This is a genomic window from Pseudomonas sp. PAMC25584 (genome assembly GCF_058135675.1).
In genome coordinates this window covers 1,640,672-1,658,455 of sequence record NZ_CM176870.1, presented here as the reverse complement: position 1 = coordinate 1,658,455, position 17,784 = coordinate 1,640,672, and the positions used below count along the sequence as shown (strand labels likewise).

Sequence of the window (17,784 nt, the reverse complement as noted above, 5' to 3'; positions counted from 1 at the left end):
CTTAGAATATCTGGTCCGAAGCTCAGTGTCCGGCTACAGTAAGCTCTTTGTCGAAAGGCTCTGTGCATGACTTTTTTGCGCCCCACCCTGCTGACGCTGGCCTGCCTGCTGGCCTCCCCGGGCTTCGCTGACGACCTGCCGTCTCTTGGCGACGCCAGTTCTGCCATTGTCTCGCCACAACAGGAATACCAACTGGGGCGCGCCTGGCTTGCCTACTTGCGCGGCCAGGTCTCGCAGCTCAACGATCCGCAGCTCAAGGATTACGTCGAAACCAGCGTGTACAAGCTGGTGGAGACCAGCCAGGTCAATGACCGCCGCCTGGAATTCATCCTGATCGATAGCCCGCAGCTCAACGCCTTTGCCGCGCCTGGCGGTATAGTCGGGGTCAATGGCGGGCTGTTCCTCAACGCTCAGACCGAAGGTGAATACGCCTCGGTGCTGGCCCACGAATTGGCTCACTTGTCTCAGCGCCACTTCGCCCGGGGCGTCGAAGCGCAACAGCGCATGCAGATCCCGATGATGGCCGCGATGCTCGGCGGCATCATTGCCGCCGCAGCCGGTGCGGGCGATGCCGGTATTGCCGCGATTGCCGGCACTCAGGCAGCCGCGATCCAGGAACAACGACGGTTCTCACGCCAGAACGAACAAGAGGCGGACCGCATCGGCATCCTCAACCTGGAGAAAGCCGGTTACGACCCACGCTCCATGCCGACCATGTTCGAACGCCTGATGCGTCAATACCGCTTCGACGCCAAACCGCCGGAATTCCTGCTGACTCACCCGGTGACAGAGTCGCGCATCGCCGACACCCGCAACCGCGCCGAACAGGCCAAGCCTGGCGGCACGGAAGACAGCTTGCGCTATCAATTGATTCGCGCACGGGTGCAGTTGAAATACGAAGACACGCCAGGCCTCGCTGCCAAGCGCTTCCAGGCCCAACTGGATGAAAATCCGAAAAACGACGTGGCGCGTTATGGTCTGGCCATCGCCCAAATCAAGGGCACCAAACTCAAGGAAGCCCGGGAAAACCTGGCCCCGTTGTTGGCCAAGTCGCCCAACGACATTACCTACAACCTGGCGCAGATCGAGCTGGACATCACTAACAACCGCTTGCCGGACGCCCAGCAGCGCACTGACCGGATGCTCACCCAATACCCCGGCAACTATCCGCTGAACCAGGTGCGAGTGGACCTTTTGCTTAAACAGAACCGTACCGCCGATGCGGAAAAAGCCCTGGACGGCTTGCTCAAGTCGCGCCCGGACGATCCGGACGTGTGGTACCAAGTCGCCGAGACGCGCGGTTTGTCCGGCAACATCATCGGCCTGCATCAGGCGCGCGCCGAGTACTTCGCCCTGGTCGGCGATTTCCAGCAAGCCATTCAACAACTGGACTTCGCCAAGCGCCGTGCCGGCAGCAACTTCCCACTGTCGTCGCGTATCGACGCACGCCAGCGTGAGCTGATCGAACAGGAACGCCTGGTGAAAGGGATGATGAGCTAAACCCATCGCCCACAAAAAAGCCCCGCCCTCGTTAAACGAAGGCGGGGCTTTTTATTGGCCAGTTACTCGGCCAGCTTGAAGGTAATGAAGCTGGCACGGCCCTGACGCAGGACACGCATCGATACCGAACGGTTCTTCGGCAGCGCCTTGGCGATGTCGGTGAACTGCTTGGTGGAGTCGATGGCCTGATTGTTCAGGTGAGTAATCACATCGCCTGGCTGCAGGCCAATCAAGGCAGCAGGACCGTCCTGCACTTCCTTGATCACCACGCCGCTTTTTAGGTCGAAGGTTTTCTTCTGCTCATCCGTCAGCTCGGCCACGGCAATGCCAAGGCGGTTGCTGCTGCGCTCGGCGCCCGGCTTGGTATTCCCCAGGGCATCCAGGGTCGCACCTTCTTCAGGGATGGCACCGACGGTGAGCTCAACGTTCTGGCGCTTGCCTTCGCGGATCACTTCCAACTTGGCCTTGCTGCCCGCCTTGAGCGCGCCCACTAGGTGCGGCAGGTCTGCCGACATGACGATCGGTTGGCCGTTCATGCTCAGAATCACATCGCCGACTTGCAGGCCACCTTTGGCAGCCGGGCCGTCGTCCTGGATCTGTGCAACCAGCGCACCGGCCGGCTTGTCGAGGCCGAAGGATTCAGCCAGGTCCTTGTTCACTTCCTGGATCACCACGCCCAACCAGCCACGGCTGACCTTGCCGCCGCTTTTCAGCTGGTTTGAAACGTCCATGGCCACGTCGATCGGGATGGCAAACGACACGCCCATGAAGCCACCGGAGCGCGTGTAGATCTGGGAGTTGATGCCAACCACTTCACCGTTCAGGTTGAACAACGGACCGCCGGAGTTACCCGGGTTGATCGGCACGTCGGTCTGGATGAACGGCACGTAGTTTTCGTTGGGCAGGCTGCGCCCGATAGCGCTGACGATGCCTTGCGTCACGGTGTGGTCAAAGCCAAACGGCGAACCGATAGCCACGACCCACTGTCCGGCTTTCAGGTCTTGGGACTTGCCCAGTTTCAGTACAGGCAGGTCTTTGCCGTCGATTTTCAGCAACGCCACGTCGGAACGTGGGTCGGTGCCGACCAGCTTGGCTTTTAATTCACTACGGTCAGCCAGGCGGACGATGATCTCGTCAGCACCGGTAATCACGTGGTTGTTGGTCAGGATGTAGCCATCGGGCGAGATGATGAAGCCGGAGCCGAGGGACTGCGCTTCACGCTGACCACCGCCACGGGGCGCGCGTTGTTGCGGCATACCACGCTCGAAGAACTCGCGCAGCATCGGCGGCAGGCCTTCCAGGTCCGGCGTCTGCTGGTCGGAGACTTTGCGCTCTGGCAGTTTTTGCGTGGTACTGATGTTCACCACGGCAGGCGAGGCCTGCTCGACCAATTGGGTGAAATCAGGCAGTTCGGCCGCTAGCGCGGGCACGGCCTGCCCCAGCACCAGCACCGTGGCGACTATGGATAAGTAAGACTTCAAGCGTGGTATCGACATACAGCTCCCGTTACGACGTGCAGGGTTGAGCGACAGGGTTCAAAAAACGCCGGAAACTGCGACCGACATCTCTGTTCCGCGAACAAAACAAGGTCAGCGCCGACAAGCCTTGACCTATAAAAAACATGAGGGATTTTTGCAAGTGAAAATGCTGATCCAGACATTTCATGTCTATCGGCAGCCAACCTCGCATGGAATTAGAGTGAAAGGCCAGGATGAACATAAGATTAACGATTCACGGCTTGGCGGCAGGCATTTTTTCAACGCGCACCGACAGCGCGAGGCGCTCAGCGGTGCCGATGGGAATTTCGCCAACCACCGTGACCATCATTTCGCCATCCACCGTATTCAGCCGACGCGACACCGCCACCGTCGGGCCCAACTGGGTACGGGTCTCCGTAACGCTTGCCCCGCTGATCGGTTCAAGGAACACCGAAAACCGTGCCAACCCATCTTCATACATCCGACTGTCGACCGTCGCTTTGGTCTGGGTGTCTTTGCGCGCACTGCTGTTGGTTAGCTGAAAACCCGGCGGCAGCCATTCCAGATGCCATTCTTCGGTAGGTTGCACCTCTGCCGTTTTAGCCGTAGCGACTGCAATCGGCGTGCAATCGCCAGTAGGTTGCAAGTCGCGATCATCCGGCGTGACCGAGGTGTTCAATCGGGTGAACTGGAAACGCTCCAGCAACTGCCCCTGGTCGTTCAACAGCAGGGATTTAAGAGGCAACGCGGTATCCCGGTCCAGGTGCAACTCAAAACCATAGCGGTATTGGTCACGTGGGGTGATCGATACAATCACCGCATTTCGACCGGCCACGCGAGATTTGCCGATGACGGCCAGTTCGTAGAATTGCGTGAGTTTTTGCGGATCAAGCGCACGTGACGGTGCATCACGCGAATTGCCGAGGCCGGCGACAAGAGTACCGCTGACGCATTGCGTCCGACCGTCTACCCGCACGACTTCCTGAGCCGAACCATCGAGCTGCAAAAGCCGCTCGCGGACCTGACCGTCCTGGACACGATGCCAGATGTCATGGGTAGAAAAATTTCCGTTACGCTCGTAGACGAACGTACCTTGGAAGCTTTGCTGTTGCTCTGCACGCCCAAGTCGAGTCAGCCAGTCTTGGGCTTCATCAGCATGGGCGGGGAGTGCAAACCAACCACCGAGCAAAAGCGTAAGGAGCGGTATGGCGCGCATAGGGCTCCTCAACGGTTTAGCGGTTTTCCAGGCTTGCCGCACGAGCATATGGCAGAGCGCTTTCAGTGCCTTTCAAGGCTGATTCCTGTGCGTGTTGGCGCAGGTAGCCTGGAAGACGCTGATCTTGCCAGCCGGATTGCCCTTGAAGCACACCGTTCGCCATCGGGCCGGTAGTGTCGGAGCTTTCCTTGTAGCCTGCCAGTACGGCGGGGCCTTTGACTTGCGGACCCGCCATGATCGGTTGCTGAGTCTGCTGGGCCAGTTCGGCACCGGCGATTTCGTCCTGGTTGTACAGGCGAACACCGGCCAGTACGGCAACAGTCACCGAGGCGGCCACTGCCAGGCGACCCAGGCTACGCCATGGACCCCGTGCAGCTTTTGCCGGAACGGCTTCATCAGCCAGTGCAGCAGAAACGGCCGCAGCAATATCCAGACGAGGGATTAGAAGATCCTTGTGCATCACCGCCCGAGCGACTTGGTAACGAGACCAGGTATCACGGGTTTCGGCATCATCGAATGCGTTGAGCACCCGACGAAGTTCCAGTTCATCCGCTTCGTTATCCATCACTGCGGACAGCGATTCCTGCAGGGCATCACGACTCATGGCGGTTCCTCTCTTGGCTGTCGCCGCTGTCTTTAGTTTTCCTGCAACAACGGTTGCAAGGCTTTATCGATGGCTTCCCGGGCCCGGAAAATCCGTGACCTTACAGTCCCCACCGGACACTGCATGACGCTCGCAATGTCTTCATAACTCAGACCATCGAATTCACGTAAAGTTAACGCAGTACGCAAATCTTCTGGCAGTTGCTGAATAGTGCGATGAACGGTGCCTTCGATCTCGTCGCGCAGCAATGCACGCTCCGGCGACTCGAGATCTTTGAGGCCGTGATCACCATCGTAAAATTCTGCATCTTCCGAACTGACATCACTATCCGGTGGGCGGCGTCCGCGAGACACCAGATAGTTCTTCGCCGTGTTGATGGCGATGCGGTAGAGCCACGTGTAAAACGCACTGTCACCGCGAAAATTGCCCAGTGCACGGTATGCCTTGATAAAGGCTTCCTGTGCAACGTCCTGCGCTTCATGGGTGTCGTGCACAAACCGCACGATCAACCCGAGAATTTTGTGCTGGTATTTCAGCACTAGCAGATCAAAAGCTCGCTTGTCGCCGCGTTGAACGCGCTCGACCAGCTGCTGATCCTCTTCCTGGGTTAGCATGAACACTCCTCGTTGTACTTAAAGGAGGCTCGCATAACTGAACGATCAGGCTTGCAAACATAGACTCGTACTTTTCGCAAAAGTTCTCCCCTCCAAGCAAGTTTCCGGCATGCACTGATTTGGCACACACGAAAAACGCAGCGCGGGCAACGCCGGCTGCGCGAATAATCTTGTCGCCGGTTTCCTGACGCGTCCAATGCTCCCGACGGGCCAATAAACTCAACGTTTTCCCAGCTTTCGGGCAACCTGCTATTGAGTCGGGGCTTATGCAAAAAGTTCCCACTTCAATAACCGGTCTATTTACCTTGGCCGTGCACCGTAATTTCACATTGCCACGAATGCGCGGCTATTGTGCCGCTCCCCCCCTCTATATACTAGTAGCCCGTGTGACCCTTTGATTCGCCGATCCAGGCGTCCTGTTTGCGCCAGCCCCTGTGGATCGCTTTTTGCGGAATCCTTCAAATGAGCCAACAGTTTCAACACGATGTGCTGGTGATCGGCAGCGGCGCAGCCGGCTTAAGCCTTGCGCTGACCCTCCCCAGCCACCTGCGCATTGCAGTGCTGAGTAAAGGCGACCTGGCCAATGGCTCGACGTTCTGGGCCCAGGGCGGTGTTGCCGCCGTACTGGACGACACCGACACGGTGCAGTCCCACATCGATGACACCCTCAACGCCGGCGGCGGCCTGTGCCACGAAGACGCGGTGCGCTTTACCGTCGAACATAGCCGCGAAGCCATTCAATGGCTGATCGACCAAGGTGTGCCGTTTACCCGTGATGATCACGCGGGCACTGATGACGGCGGCTTCGAGTTCCACCTGACCCGCGAAGGCGGGCACAGCCATCGGCGCATCATCCACGCCGCCGACGCCACCGGTGCCGCGATCTTCAAGACCCTGCTCGAACAAGCCCGCCAACGCCCGAACATCGAATTGCTGGAGCAACGGGTCGCCGTCGACCTGATCACCGAGAAACGCCTGGGCCTGTCGGGCGAGCGCTGCCTCGGCGCCTACGTGCTCAACCGCAACAGCGGCGAAGTCGACACCTACGGCGCCCGCTTCACCCTTCTCGCCTCGGGCGGCGCGGCCAAGGTCTATCTCTATACCAGCAACCCCGACGGTGCCTGTGGCGACGGCATCGCCATGGCCTGGCGCTCGGGCTGCCGGGTGGCCAACCTGGAATTCAACCAGTTCCACCCCACCTGCCTGTACCACCCGCAGGCCAAGAGTTTCCTGATCACCGAAGCCCTGCGCGGCGAAGGCGCACACTTGAAACTGCCGAATGGCGAGCGCTTCATGCAGCGCTTCGACCCGCGCGCCGAACTGGCGCCGCGCGACATCGTCGCCCGCGCCATCGACCATGAAATGAAGCGCCTGGGCATCGACTGCGTCTACCTGGACATCAGCCACAAACCCGAAGCATTCATCAAGACCCACTTCCCGACGGTCTACGAGCGCTGCCTGACTTTCAATATCGACATCACCAAAGGCCCGATTCCGGTGGTGCCGGCCGCGCACTACACCTGCGGCGGCGTGATGGTCGACCAACACGGGCGCACCGACGTTCCCGGCCTGTACGCAATCGGCGAAACCAGCTTCACCGGCCTGCACGGCGCCAACCGCATGGCCAGCAACTCGCTGCTCGAATGTTTCGTCTATGCGCGTTCGGCGGCGGCAGACATTCTTGAACAACTGCCGCACATCACCGTACCCGACGCCCTGCCCCGCTGGGACGCCAGCCAGGTGACCGATTCAGACGAAGACGTGATCATCGCCCACAACTGGGACGAACTGCGGCGATTCATGTGGGACTACGTAGGCATCGTGCGCACCAACAAACGCCTGCAACGCGCGCAACACCGCGTGCGCCTGTTGCTGGATGAGATCGACGAGTTCTACAGCAACTATAAAGTCAGCCGCGACTTGATTGAGTTGCGCAACCTGGCCCAAGTGGCCGAACTGATGATCCGCTCGGCCATGGAGCGCAAGGAAAGCCGGGGCCTGCATTACACGCTCGACTACCCGCAGATGCTGCCCGAGGCCCGGGACACTATTCTGGTGCCAACCACCTACGGCGACTGAACTTCAGGCGAACCCGCAGGCGCCGGTGGACATCGGCGGCCTGCGAATCGCTGGGCACGCAGATCGACCGCACCGCCCATTCGCCCTGTACCCGATAGCGCAGCACTACGATCAACGGCAGCGCCAGGCTATCGGGACGTAGCTGCACGCGGTGCCAGCCACGCGCAGCGCTCCATAGCTGCCACCCGTTTTCATCACGGCGCAGGCCGCGAATCGACGAACGGTGAGTCAGCCGGATATGGCGCGGGACAACCCAGGCGGCGTGAGCCAGGCACAGCAACAGGCCAAGGCTTGAATAAGGCAGGTCGAGAAGCAGCAGCGCACCCAGCGCGAACGACTGGGCAAGGAGATAGGCCGCCAGCAAACGCCGCGAGGCCTGCCAGCGGCATTCGAAGACGGGATTACTTGGGCTGGACACGATCCAGAATCATCCGAACCATACGCTGCAGCTCCGGGTCTTCCGATTCGGCACGTTCCATGAACCAGCCGAACATGTCCTGGTCTTCGCATTCCAGCAGGCGGACGTAACAGTCGCGATCCACTTGGTTGAGGGTCGAGTAAACCTCTCTGACGAACGGCACCAACAACACATCCAGCTCAAGCATGCCGCGACGGCTGTGCCAGTAGAGGCGATTAAGTTCTACATCTTCGACCATGGAACGCTCCTCAAATAGATCGCAAGTATACAGGCCCTAAGGCACCGGAACAGTCGGCTTTGGTCGCACCCTACAGAAACTATCCATTTGCCGGGCGCCCCTCTATGATGCACCTAGACTTTTTGACCTGCGATGACCCATGGCTGACTCTGCTTTCTTCTGCCCCATCACCCACGAAGGCGTTCTCGCCGTCCGCGGTGCCGACGCTGCCAAGTTCTTGCAGGGCCAACTCACCTGTAACCTTAATTATCTGAGCGACACTCAGGCCAGCCTCGGCGCGCGCTGCACGCAAAAAGGCCGCATGCAGTCGAGCTTTCGCATCCTGTTGCAAAGTGATGGCGTGCTGCTTGCCATGGCCACCGAGTTGCTGGAACCGCAACTGGCGGACCTGAAGAAGTACGCGGTGTTCTCCAAATCCAAACTCACCGACGAAAGCGCCGCCTGGGCGCGTTTCGGCCTGGAGGACGCGGATCAGGCGCTGGCAAGCCTCGGTCTGGAGCTGCCAGCCGCGACCGACAGCGTCGCCCGCAGCGAACAGTTGATCGCTATCCGCGTATCCCCAGGTCGCATCGAACTTTGGGCGCCCGCCGAGCAAGCCGAAGCCGTGCGCAGCCAATTGGCCGCGCAGTTGCAACAGGCTGACTTGAATGAATGGCTGCTGGGCCAGGTCCGCGCCGGCATCGGCCAGGTCATGCCGCAGACCCGCGAGCTGTTTATCCCACAGATGCTCAACCTGCAGGCCGTGGGCGGCGTCAGCTTCAAGAAAGGCTGCTACACCGGCCAGGAAATCGTCGCGCGCATGCAGTACCTGGGCAAACTCAAGCGTCGCCTGTACCGCCTGAGCCTGAATGCCGCAGAATTGCCCGAGCCCGGCACCCCACTGTTTTCTCCCAGCCACAACAGTTCGATCGGCGAAGTGGTGATCGCGGCAAAAGCTGACCAAGGGGTTGAACTTCTGGCCGTGCTGCAAGCCGAAGCTGCCGAGAGTGGCGATGTGCATTTAGGCACCCTCGAAGGTCCCGGCTTGCAACTGCTTGAGCTGCCATACCAACTGGACCGGGATCGAGAGATCCAGCACTGATCGCCGCACCCCTTTGCAACACCTTAGAGAGCATGAATGAACGAGCTGGCGGAAAAAGTCCAACAGGCTTTGATTGCGGCAATCAACAACGATGACCTGGTGCTGCCGACATTACCGGAAGTGGCCCTGAACATTCGTCAGGCCGCCGAAGACCCGGAGATCGGCATCAGCCACTTGAGCAAAGTGATCGGTCGCGACACCGCGTTGTCGGCGCGCTTGATCAAAGTGGTCAACAGCCCGCTGTTGCGGGCGACACAGGAAGTCACCGACCTGCACACCGCCATCACCCGGCTGGGCACCAACTACAGCAGCAACCTGGCGATCGGCCTGGTGATGGAGCAGATCTTCCACGCCCGCTCCGAAGTGGTCGAACAGAAAATGCGCGACGTCTGGCGCCGCAGCCTGGAAGTGGCCGGCGTCAGCTATGCCTTGTGCCGCAGCCACAGCCAGCTCAAGCCGGACCAGGCAGCGCTCGGCGGGCTGGTGCATCAGATCGGTGTGCTGCCGATCCTGACCTACGCCGAAGACCATTACGAATTGCTCTCTGATTCGGTCAGCCTCAACCACATGATCGAGAGCATCCACCCGATGCTCGGCGACAAACTGCTAGCGGTCTGGGACTTCCCGGAAATGCTGGCGAAACTGCCAGGCCAATACCTCGACCTGGAACGCGACTCTGCGCGCCTCGACTATATCGACCTGGTCCAAGTTGCCGTGCTGTATTGCCATCGTGGCACCGCGCATCCACTGGCGGATGTGCCGGTCTCCAGCCTGCCGGCGATCAAGAAGCTGCGCCTGGACCCTTACAGCGACAGCGTGCGTGCAGAGCTGGACGAAGCACGGTCGATGTTCTACTGATCAACCGGCGATAAAACTGACCCGCACTTTCAAGCCTGCCGATTCGCCATCATGCAGGCTGATCTGGGCCAAATGCGCGCGACAGATTTCACCAACAATCGCCAGGCCAAGGCCAGAGCCCATGCCCTGCTGGCTGCGACGATAGAAGCGCTCGAACACGCGGTCGCGCTCGTCCAGCGGAATGCCTGGGCCATCATCTTCCACTTCCAGCACCGCCGGTGCCGTCACGCGCAGGATCACATTGCCGCCGGGCGGCGTATGGGCCAGGGCGTTATCCACCAGGTTGCTCAGCAGCTCGTTGAGCAGCGTCGGCTCCCCGCGCATCCACACAGGTGTGTCCGCCTCCAGCGCCAGCGCCACCCCACGCGCATGGGCCAACGGCGCCATGGCCATGCCCAGCTCGCGGGCCAACTGGCTGAGGTCGAGCAGTTGCGCGCCACCTTCGGCAATCGCCCGTGCGCCGTTTTCGATGCGCGCCAGGGACAGCAATTGATTGGCCAGATGGGTCAGGCGATCGGTGCCTTGCGCGGCGGTTTGCAAGGTGCTGCGCCAGATGGCCGGATCTTCGGCGCGCAGGCCAAGTTCCAGGCGTGCCTTGAGCGCGGCCAGTGGCGTGCGCAGTTCGTGGGCAGCGTCAGCGATAAACTGCGCCTGACGCTCGAACTGGCCCCGCAGGCGTTCGGTGAAATGGTTGAGGGAACGCACCAGCGGGCCGAACTCAAGCTGCACTTCGACCAGCGGTAATGGCCGCAGGTCATCGGGCTGGCGCTCTTCCACGGCCGTGCGCAGGCGCTCCAGCGGGCGCAACGCCGCGCTCACGGCAAACCACACCAGCAATAATGCGCCGATGGCGAGCATGCCCAGGCGCAGCAAGGTGTCGGCCATCAGGCCGCGGGCCATGCTGACGCGCGCTTCATCGGTCTCGGCCACGCGGATTTCCGCCATGCCATTCATGTTCGGTTCGGAGACCGCCTTGAGCAGGCTCACTACGCGCACTGCCTGGCCCTGGTACGTAGCGTCGTAAAAACGTGCCAACGCCGGGTAGTCATCGGTGCGCGGCGTGCCAGGCGGCGGGCCGGGCAGGTTTTCATAACCGGAAATCAGCTTCTGATTGATGTCATTGACCTGGTAATAAATACGCCCAGCGCTGTCGTAGGCAAACGTGTCCAGGGCCACATATGGCACATTCGCGCTCAAAGTGCCGTCGACCTGGGTCAGACCGGCGGCAATCGTGCGTGCCGAGGCCAGCAAGGTGCGGTCATAGGCGGTGTCGGCGGCTTCGCGGCCGTTCCAGTAGGCGCTCATGCCGCTGGCGACCATCAACAGCACCAGCAACAGCGCCAGGTTCCATAACAGCCGCCAGCGCAGGCTGCTGGGCTTATGCATCGCGGGCTTCCAGCAGGTAGCCGAGGCCACGGAACGTCACGATGGCGATGGGCTGGCCGTCGAGTTTCTTGCGCAGGCGATGTATGTAGATTTCGATGGCATCCGGGCTGGCTTCTTCGTCGAGGCCAAACACCTGGGAAGCCAGTTGCTCCTTACTCATCACCCGGCCCGGCCGCGCGATCAGTGCTTCAAGCACGGCTTGCTCGCGGGATGTGAGGGTCATCAACTCGCCGCCGACCGTGAAGCGGCGGGTGTCGAGGTCGTAGACCAGCACGCCGCACGCCTGCTGGCGCTCGCCGCCGAGCACGCTGCGCCGCAACAGCGCCTTGACCCGCGCCTCTAGCTCCGTCAGCTCAAACGGCTTGGCCAGGTAGTCGTCGGCGCCCAGGTTCAGGCCATGCACGCGGTCTTTCACATCACTGCGCGCCGTCAGCATCAGCACCGGCAGATTTTTCCCACGCGCTCGCAAACGCGCCAGCACCTCGAAACCATCCATGCGCGGCAAGCCCACATCAAGGATCGCCACCGCGTATTCCTCACTGCTCAAGGCCAGGTCAGCGGACACGCCATCGTGCAACACGTCGACGGTCAAACCCGTGCTCTTGAGCGCCTGGGCGACACTTTCAGCCAGTTGCAAATGGTCTTCAACCAGAAGGACGCGCATGGATTTTTACCTCATTCGGGGGTGGTCGGCGCCACGCTTTGCGAGGCAGTTTACAGGCGCGGCCTAGCCTGTGAAGCCCGAAAACATTGAAAGGCAACTGAAAGGTTAATGAAAGTTTCACCCTTTAGCATCCAGCCACGGTAGGCCATGCCCGCCAAGCTACCTGACCCGTAGCGCCCGAAAAACGCCTCGAAGCGTTTTCGCCAAAATAAGAACAATAACGGAGTACTCAACGATGCTGTCGACACAGCCCCAGGCTTACCCGCCTGTACGTTTTTCCCGCCTGACCCAGACCGCCCTCGCCAGTGCCGCCACCCTTGCCGGCTTTTCGCCGCTTGCCCAAGCCGCGTTCTTCGAAAACAGCAGCGCGACCCTGGAAACCCGCAACATGTACTTCAACCGTGACTTTCGCGATGGCACCAGCGCCCAGCAATCCAAACGTGACGAATGGGCCCAAGGCTTCATGCTCAACCTGCAATCGGGCTACACCGACGGCACCGTCGGCTTTGGCGTGGATGCGCTGGGCATGCTCGGAGTCAAGCTCGACTCCAGCCCCGACCGCACCGGCACCGGCCTGCTGCCCACGCATGACGATGGCCGCGCCGCCAACGAGTATTCCAAGCTGGGCCTGACCGGCAAAGTGAAGATCTCCGCCACCGAGCTGAAGATCGGCGCGCTGATCCCCGAGCTGCCGATCCTCAAGCCCAACGACGGGCGCATCCTGCCGCAAACCTTCAACGGCGGCCTGATCACCTCGAAAGAATTCAAGAACCTGGTCTTCACCGGCGGCCGCCTGGATAAAGCCAAGGACCGCGACGACAGCAACTACGAGGACATCGCCCTCAACAACAAGAACAGCCGCTTCCTGAGTGGCGCCACCGGCAAGCATTTCAACTTCGGCGGCGTCGACTACAAGTTCGCCGACAAGATCACCGGCAGCTACCACTTCGCCCAGCTCGATGACGTGTACCGTCAGCACTTCCTCGGCCTGGTGGCCGCCCGCCCGATGGGCCCCGGCACCTTCGGCACCGACCTGCGCCTGGCGATCAGCGATGACACCGGCGCCGCCCGTGGCGGTAAAATCGACAACACCTCCCTCAACGGCCTGTTCAGCTATGCCCTCAATGGCCATAAGCTCAGCGCCGGCTACCAGCACATGTCCGGCGACAGCGCGTTCCCGTATGTGGATGGCAGCGACCCGTACCTGGTCAACTTCGTGCAGATCAACGACTTTGCCGGCGCCGAGGAGCGCTCCTGGCAGGCACGCTACGACTTCGACTTCGCCAAGCTGGGCATTCCCGGCCTGAGTTTCATGAGTCGTTACCTCTCGGGTGACAATATCAAGCTCAAGAACGGCGAAACCGGCAAGGAGTGGGAGCGCAACAGCGAGATCAAGTACGTGGTGCAAAGCGGCACGTTCAAGGATGTGGCCGTGCGCCTGCGCAATGCGACGTATCGCTCCAACTATTCAGCCCGTGATGCCGATGAAGTACGCCTGCTGGTCAGCTACAGCGTCGCGCTCTGGTAAGCAGTGCCTGGTAATAGCCACTCATAACAACAACGACGGAGATCACCATGACCCTTTCATTGCGTAAATTCGCCCTCGCCGCCGGCTGCCTGCTGTTCGCCGGCCAACTGCTGGCCGCCGACGAACCCAAGCGTCCGGAATGCATCGCGCCGGCCTCCCCCGGCGGCGGTTTTGACCTGACCTGCAAACTGGCGCAAAGCGCGCTGGTCAACGAGAAGCTGCTGAGCAAACCGATGCGCGTGACCTACATGCCCGGCGGCGTGGGCGCGGTGGCCTACAACGCCGTGGTCGCGCAGCGCCCGGCGGACGGTGGGACCCTGGTGGCCTGGTCCAGCGGTTCGCTGCTGAACCTGGCCCAGGGCAAGTTCGGGCGTTTCGATGAAAGCGCCGTGCGGTGGCTGGCGGCGGTCGGCACCAGCTACGGCGCGATTGCGGTAAAAAGTGATTCGCCTTACAAAAATCTCGACGACCTGGTGCAAGCACTCAAGAAAGATCCGAGCAAAGTGGTCATCGGTTCCGGCGGCACCGTGGGTAGCCAGGACTGGATGCAAACCGCGCTGATCGCCAAAGCCGCCGGGATCAACCCGCGCGACCTGCGCTATGTGGCGCTGGAAGGCGGCGGTGAAATCGCCACCGCCCTGCTCGGCGGGCATATCCAAGTGGGCAGTACCGACATCTCCGACTCCATGCCGCACATCCTCAGCGGTGACATGCGTCTGCTCGCGGTGTTCTCTGACGAGCGCCTGGACGAGCCGGAAATGAAGAATATTCCCACCGCCAAAGAGCAAGGCTACGACATCGTCTGGCCGGTGGTGCGCGGTTTCTACCTCGGGCCAAAAGTCAGCGATGCCGACTACGCCTGGTGGAAAGACGCCTTCGACAAACTGCTGGCCTCCGAAGACTTCGCCAAGCTGCGTGACCAGCGCGAGCTGTTCCCGTTCGCCATGACCGGCCCGGAGCTGGACACCTACGTGAAGAAACAGGTGGCGGACTACAAAGTGCTGGCCAAAGAGTTCGGCCTGATCCAGTAAACGCCCCTCTGCCGTTCGGCCACGCCCTGCTGAACCCGGGGCGTGACCCAGGAGTTCTAGATGCTCTTACAACGCATATTCGCCGCCGTGCTGCTGCTGGCCTGCGCGGTCCTGGCATTGATGGCCTGGCCCTACCAGGCGTCGTTTTCCTACGAGCCCGTGGGGCCTAGGGCCTACCCGCTGCTGATGCTCGGGCTGATGAGCCTGGCGCTGACCTACATGCTGTTTCGCCCGCAGCCGACCCAGCACACCGAAGACGAACCCGCGCTGGACCGCGCCACCCTGATCAAGATCGGCATCTGCGTCGCGCTGTTGATCGTGTTTGCCGGCACCTTCGAATCCCTGGGTTTCATTCTCAGCAGCATGTTGATCGGTATTCCGATGGCACGGCTGTATGGCGGCCGCTGGTTGCCCAGTGCGGTGATCATCACCTTGATGAGCGTCGGCCTTTATCTGCTGTTCGATAAAGCCATGGACGTTCCGCTGCCCCTCGGCCTGCTCGACGTTCTGGAGAACTGATATGGATACTTTCGGCTATTTGGGCCAGGGCTTCGGCGTTGCTCTGTCCCCCTACAACCTGGTGACCGCGTTGTGCGGCACCTTGATCGGTACCGTGGTCGGCCTGCTGCCGGGCCTTGGCCCGATCAACGGCGTGGCGCTGTTGATCCCCATCGCGTTCGCCCTGGGCCTGCCGCCGGAGTCGGCGCTGATCCTGCTGGCAGCCGTGTACCTGGGCTGCGAATACGGCGGGCGTATCAGCTCGATCCTGCTGAACATCCCGGGCGAAGCCTCCACCGTGATGACCACCCTCGACGGTTACCCGATGGCCCGCAAAGGCCTGGCCGGTGTGGCCTTGTCGTTGTCAGCGTGGAGTTCGTTCATCGGCGCGTTTATCGCCACCTGCGGCATGGTGCTGTTTGCCCCGCTGCTGGCCAAATGGGCGATTGCTTTTGGCCCGGCGGAATATTTCGTACTGATGGTGTTCGCGATTGTCTGCCTCGGCGGCATGGCCGGTGACAAACCGCTGAAGACCTTTGTCGCGGCGCTGATCGGCCTGTTCCTGTCGGCGGTGGGCATCGACGCCAACAGCGGCGTGTACCGTTTTACCGGCGATAACATCCACCTGACCGACGGCATCCAGTTTGTGGTGTTGGTGTTGGGCCTGTTCTCCATCAGCGAGATCCTGTTGCTGCTGGAAAAAACCCACCGTGGCCAGGAAGCGGTAAAAGCCACCGGACGGATGATGTTTAACCTGAAGGAAGCCTCGTCGGTGTTTGCCGTGAACATCCGTTGCGGCCTGCTCGGTTTCATCATGGGCGTATTACCGGGCGCCGGTGCGACCTTGGCGTCGGCGGTGGCCTACATGACCGAGAAACGCCTGGCCGGGGCCAGCGGTAAATTCGGGCAGGGTGACATGCGCGGTCTGGCTGCACCGGAAACCGCCATCGGCGCCTCCGCCTGCGGCGCACTGGTGCCGATGCTGACCCTGGGCGTACCGGGTTCGGGCACCACGGCGGTGATGATCGGCGCCCTCTCGCTGTACAACATCACGCCCGGCCCGCTGTTGTTCCAACAGCAACCGGATATCGTCTGGGGCCTGATCGCCTCGTTGTTCATCGCCAACACCATGCTGGTGATCCTCAACATCCCGATGATCCGCCTCTTCACGCGCATCCTTGCCGTGCCGAACTGGGCGCTGGTGCCGGTGATCGCCATCATCACCGCAATCGGGGTGTACGCGGTGCATGCCACCACGTTCGATCTGTTCCTGATGATTGGTATCGGCATCTTCGGCTACATCCTGCGCAAGCTGGACTTCCCGCTGTCGCCGGTGTTGCTGGGCTTTATCCTCGGCGGCCTGATGGAACAGAACCTGCGCCGCGCGCTGTCGATTTCCAATGGTGCGCTGGAGATCCTGTGGTCCAGCCCGATCACCTTCGGCGTCTGGGTATTGACCGCCTTGATGCTGCTGTTCCCGCTGGTACGCATCTATCGCAAACGAGCGCTGCAGCGTCGTACCGTGGCCGATGTCTGAGGTCACCTTTAAACACTGGTGGGGAACACCGCTGGTCGGTCTGGCCGGCGGTTACCTGGCCAGCCTGATCGGCTGGCCATTGCCGTATATGGTCGGTTCATTGCTGGCGATCATCCTCGTGCGTTGCCTCACGCCGTGGCAGTTGGCGGAGATTCCCGGCGGGCGCAAATGTGGGCAATGGGTGGTGGGCATCGGCATCGGCCTGCACTTCACCCCGGTGGTGATCGAGCAAGTGATGAGCCACTTCGGTTTGATCTTCTTCGGCGCGCTGGTCACCAGCCTGTCGAGCGTGGTCGGCGTGTGGTTGATGCGCCGCAGCGGTGAAGACCGCGCCACCGCATTTTTCTCCAGCATGCCGGGCGGTTCCGGCGAGATGGTCAACCTCGGCGCGCGCAATGGCGCGGTGCTCAGCCGGGTCGCGGCGGGGCAGAGTCTGCGAGTGTTGGTGGTGGTGCTGTGCGTACCGGCGATCTTCAAGTATGTGCTCGACGGTGGCGCGCCGCAGTTTCATCCAGCCCCCGTGAGCTGGGCCTGGCTGGCGCTGCTGTTTCCCGCCGGCGCGCTGGTGGCCTGGGGCTGGCAGCGCTTGCGTCAGCCGAACCCGTGGTTGTTCGGGCCGCTGCTGGTGAGTGCCACCGCCAGTGTGGTGTGGGACCTGCACATCGGCCTGCCCGACGGCGGCAGCCAGCTTGGCCAGTGGCTGATCGGCAGCGGCTTGGCGTGCCACTTCAATCGTCAGTTCTTCCGCCGTGCGCCGTCGTTCATGGCGCGCACCTTGATCGGCACCGCCTTGACCATGGTGCTGGCGACGCTGGCCGCCGTGGGCTTGAGTGCGATGACCCAACTGGACCTGCGCTCGTTGACGCTGGGCATGATGCCCGGCGGTATTGCCGAGATGAGTTTGACCGCTGAAACCCTGCAACTGTCGGTGCCGTTGGTGACGGCGATGCAGGTGATGCGCTTGTTGTTCGTGTTGTTTCTGGCGGAGCCGTTGTTCAGGCATTGGAACCGCCAACCCTAGCGTCTGCCGAGGGTGGCCCGCCCTGGGTCACTA

At 61.3% G+C, this 17,784-nt stretch carries 17 protein-coding genes; 9 read left to right on the top strand and 8 right to left on the bottom strand.

Annotated elements, in window-relative coordinates; genetic code table 11:
• Window positions 1-66: 66 nt before the first annotated feature.
• Window positions 67-1,500 carry a M48 family metalloprotease gene (locus ACS5Q8_RS07635; protein ID WP_276196971.1) on the top strand — a complete coding sequence of 478 codons (1,434 nt, stop codon included), beginning with the start codon at window positions 67-69 and terminating at the stop codon, window positions 1,498-1,500.
• Window positions 1,501-1,562: 62 nt separating this feature from the next.
• Here the strand turns inward: ACS5Q8_RS07635 and ACS5Q8_RS07630 are convergent, their stop codons facing one another.
• The 4 genes from ACS5Q8_RS07630 to rpoE all read right to left on the bottom strand — a co-directional run bounded on the left by ACS5Q8_RS07630 (window position 1,563) and on the right by rpoE (window position 5,412).
• Window positions 1,563-2,996 (bottom strand): DegQ family serine endoprotease, encoded by a 1,434-nt coding sequence (locus ACS5Q8_RS07630; protein ID WP_276196970.1) that lies wholly within the window; start codon window positions 2,994-2,996, stop codon window positions 1,563-1,565.
• Between the two features lie 235 nt (window positions 2,997-3,231).
• Window positions 3,232-4,194, bottom strand: a complete 963-nt coding sequence (locus ACS5Q8_RS07625) for a MucB/RseB C-terminal domain-containing protein (protein WP_276196969.1) — start codon at window positions 4,192-4,194, stop codon at window positions 3,232-3,234.
• A 16-nt stretch (window positions 4,195-4,210) separates the two neighbouring features.
• Window positions 4,211-4,798, bottom strand: coding sequence for a sigma-E factor negative regulatory protein (locus tag ACS5Q8_RS07620; RefSeq protein WP_247400432.1), 588 nt, complete (start codon window positions 4,796-4,798; stop codon window positions 4,211-4,213).
• A gap of 32 nt (window positions 4,799-4,830) precedes the next feature.
• Window positions 4,831-5,412, bottom strand: coding sequence for an RNA polymerase sigma factor RpoE/AlgU (rpoE, locus tag ACS5Q8_RS07615; RefSeq protein ID WP_003172477.1), 582 nt, complete (start codon window positions 5,410-5,412; stop codon window positions 4,831-4,833).
• Window positions 5,413-5,874: 462 nt separating this feature from the next.
• Between rpoE and nadB the strand changes: the two genes are divergently transcribed.
• Window positions 5,875-7,491, top strand: a complete 1,617-nt coding sequence (nadB, locus tag ACS5Q8_RS07610; RefSeq protein ID WP_276196968.1) for an L-aspartate oxidase — start codon at window positions 5,875-5,877, stop codon at window positions 7,489-7,491.
• Here nadB and ACS5Q8_RS07605 read toward each other — a convergent pair.
• Window positions 7,460-7,909, bottom strand: coding sequence for a protein YgfX (locus ACS5Q8_RS07605; RefSeq protein WP_276196967.1), 450 nt, complete (start codon window positions 7,907-7,909; stop codon window positions 7,460-7,462). The two genes, nadB and ACS5Q8_RS07605, sit on opposite strands and share 32 nt — an antisense overlap.
• Window positions 7,893-8,147: an FAD assembly factor SdhE gene (locus tag ACS5Q8_RS07600; protein WP_247400426.1), complete on the bottom strand. Its 255-nt coding sequence runs from the start codon at window positions 8,145-8,147 to the stop codon at window positions 7,893-7,895. The genes ACS5Q8_RS07605 and ACS5Q8_RS07600 overlap by 17 nt, the downstream gene beginning before the upstream one ends.
• A 139-nt stretch (window positions 8,148-8,286) precedes the next feature.
• Between ACS5Q8_RS07600 and ygfZ the strand changes: the two genes are divergently transcribed.
• Together ygfZ and ACS5Q8_RS07590 are read left to right on the top strand one after the other, a co-directional pair.
• A complete protein-coding gene (gene ygfZ, locus ACS5Q8_RS07595; protein WP_465160023.1) occupies window positions 8,287-9,228 on the top strand; it encodes a CAF17-like 4Fe-4S cluster assembly/insertion protein YgfZ in 942 nt (313 codons plus the stop codon).
• A 36-nt stretch (window positions 9,229-9,264) separates the two neighbouring features.
• Window positions 9,265-10,086, top strand: coding sequence for an HDOD domain-containing protein (locus ACS5Q8_RS07590; protein ID WP_276196965.1), 822 nt, complete (start codon window positions 9,265-9,267; stop codon window positions 10,084-10,086).
• Here the strand turns inward: ACS5Q8_RS07590 and ACS5Q8_RS07585 are convergent, their stop codons facing one another.
• Both ACS5Q8_RS07585 and ACS5Q8_RS07580 read right to left on the bottom strand, forming a co-directional pair.
• Window positions 10,087-11,472 carry a sensor histidine kinase gene (locus ACS5Q8_RS07585; RefSeq protein WP_465160022.1) on the bottom strand — a complete coding sequence of 462 codons (1,386 nt, stop codon included), beginning with the start codon at window positions 11,470-11,472 and terminating at the stop codon, window positions 10,087-10,089.
• Complete coding sequence (locus tag ACS5Q8_RS07580; RefSeq protein ID WP_253393997.1) at window positions 11,465-12,136, bottom strand: response regulator; 672 nt, start codon at window positions 12,134-12,136, stop codon at window positions 11,465-11,467. The genes ACS5Q8_RS07585 and ACS5Q8_RS07580 overlap by 8 nt, the downstream gene beginning before the upstream one ends.
• Before the next feature lie 235 nt (window positions 12,137-12,371).
• Between ACS5Q8_RS07580 and ACS5Q8_RS07575 the strand changes: the two genes are divergently transcribed.
• The 5 genes from ACS5Q8_RS07575 to ACS5Q8_RS07555 are packed head-to-tail and all read left to right on the top strand — an operon-like array spanning window position 12,372 to window position 17,751.
• A complete protein-coding gene (locus ACS5Q8_RS07575) occupies window positions 12,372-13,664 on the top strand; it encodes an OprD family porin (RefSeq protein WP_465160021.1) in 1,293 nt (430 codons plus the stop codon).
• Between the two features lie 41 nt (window positions 13,665-13,705).
• Complete coding sequence (locus ACS5Q8_RS07570; protein WP_443695072.1) at window positions 13,706-14,695, top strand: Bug family tripartite tricarboxylate transporter substrate binding protein; 990 nt, start codon at window positions 13,706-13,708, stop codon at window positions 14,693-14,695.
• A 60-nt stretch (window positions 14,696-14,755) separates the two neighbouring features.
• A complete protein-coding gene (locus ACS5Q8_RS07565; RefSeq protein WP_443697057.1) occupies window positions 14,756-15,214 on the top strand; it encodes a tripartite tricarboxylate transporter TctB family protein in 459 nt (152 codons plus the stop codon).
• A 1-nt stretch (window position 15,215) separates the two neighbouring features.
• Window positions 15,216-16,730 carry a tripartite tricarboxylate transporter permease gene (locus ACS5Q8_RS07560; RefSeq protein ID WP_247407932.1) on the top strand — a complete coding sequence of 505 codons (1,515 nt, stop codon included), beginning with the start codon at window positions 15,216-15,218 and terminating at the stop codon, window positions 16,728-16,730.
• Window positions 16,723-17,751, top strand: a complete 1,029-nt coding sequence (locus tag ACS5Q8_RS07555; protein WP_465160020.1) for an AbrB family transcriptional regulator — start codon at window positions 16,723-16,725, stop codon at window positions 17,749-17,751. Before ACS5Q8_RS07560 ends, ACS5Q8_RS07555 begins: the two co-directional genes overlap by 8 nt.
• Window positions 17,752-17,784: the final 33 nt, after the last annotated feature.

Bases quoted from the DNA above. Each gene is read 5' to 3' on its own strand.
- ACS5Q8_RS07635 (WP_276196971.1), top strand. From the start codon at position 67: ATGACTTTTTTGCGCCCCACCCTGCTGACGCTGGCCTGCCTGCTGGCC.
- ACS5Q8_RS07630 (WP_276196970.1), bottom strand. From the start codon at position 2,996: ATGTCGATACCACGCTTGAAGTCTTACTTATCCATAGTCGCCACGGTG.
- ACS5Q8_RS07625 (WP_276196969.1), bottom strand. From the start codon at position 4,194: ATGCGCGCCATACCGCTCCTTACGCTTTTGCTCGGTGGTTGGTTTGCA.
- ACS5Q8_RS07620 (WP_247400432.1), bottom strand. From the start codon at position 4,798: ATGAGTCGTGATGCCCTGCAGGAATCGCTGTCCGCAGTGATGGATAAC.
- rpoE (WP_003172477.1), bottom strand. From the start codon at position 5,412: ATGCTAACCCAGGAAGAGGATCAGCAGCTGGTCGAGCGCGTTCAACGC.
- nadB (WP_276196968.1), top strand. From the start codon at position 5,875: ATGAGCCAACAGTTTCAACACGATGTGCTGGTGATCGGCAGCGGCGCA.
- ACS5Q8_RS07600 (WP_247400426.1), bottom strand. From the start codon at position 8,147: ATGGTCGAAGATGTAGAACTTAATCGCCTCTACTGGCACAGCCGTCGC.
- ygfZ (WP_465160023.1), top strand. From the start codon at position 8,287: ATGGCTGACTCTGCTTTCTTCTGCCCCATCACCCACGAAGGCGTTCTC.
- ACS5Q8_RS07590 (WP_276196965.1), top strand. From the start codon at position 9,265: ATGAACGAGCTGGCGGAAAAAGTCCAACAGGCTTTGATTGCGGCAATC.
- ACS5Q8_RS07585 (WP_465160022.1), bottom strand. From the start codon at position 11,472: ATGCATAAGCCCAGCAGCCTGCGCTGGCGGCTGTTATGGAACCTGGCG.
- ACS5Q8_RS07580 (WP_253393997.1), bottom strand. From the start codon at position 12,136: ATGCGCGTCCTTCTGGTTGAAGACCATTTGCAACTGGCTGAAAGTGTC.
- ACS5Q8_RS07575 (WP_465160021.1), top strand. From the start codon at position 12,372: ATGCTGTCGACACAGCCCCAGGCTTACCCGCCTGTACGTTTTTCCCGC.
- ACS5Q8_RS07565 (WP_443697057.1), top strand. From the start codon at position 14,756: ATGCTCTTACAACGCATATTCGCCGCCGTGCTGCTGCTGGCCTGCGCG.
- ACS5Q8_RS07560 (WP_247407932.1), top strand. From the start codon at position 15,216: ATGGATACTTTCGGCTATTTGGGCCAGGGCTTCGGCGTTGCTCTGTCC.
- ACS5Q8_RS07555 (WP_465160020.1), top strand. From the start codon at position 16,723: ATGTCTGAGGTCACCTTTAAACACTGGTGGGGAACACCGCTGGTCGGT.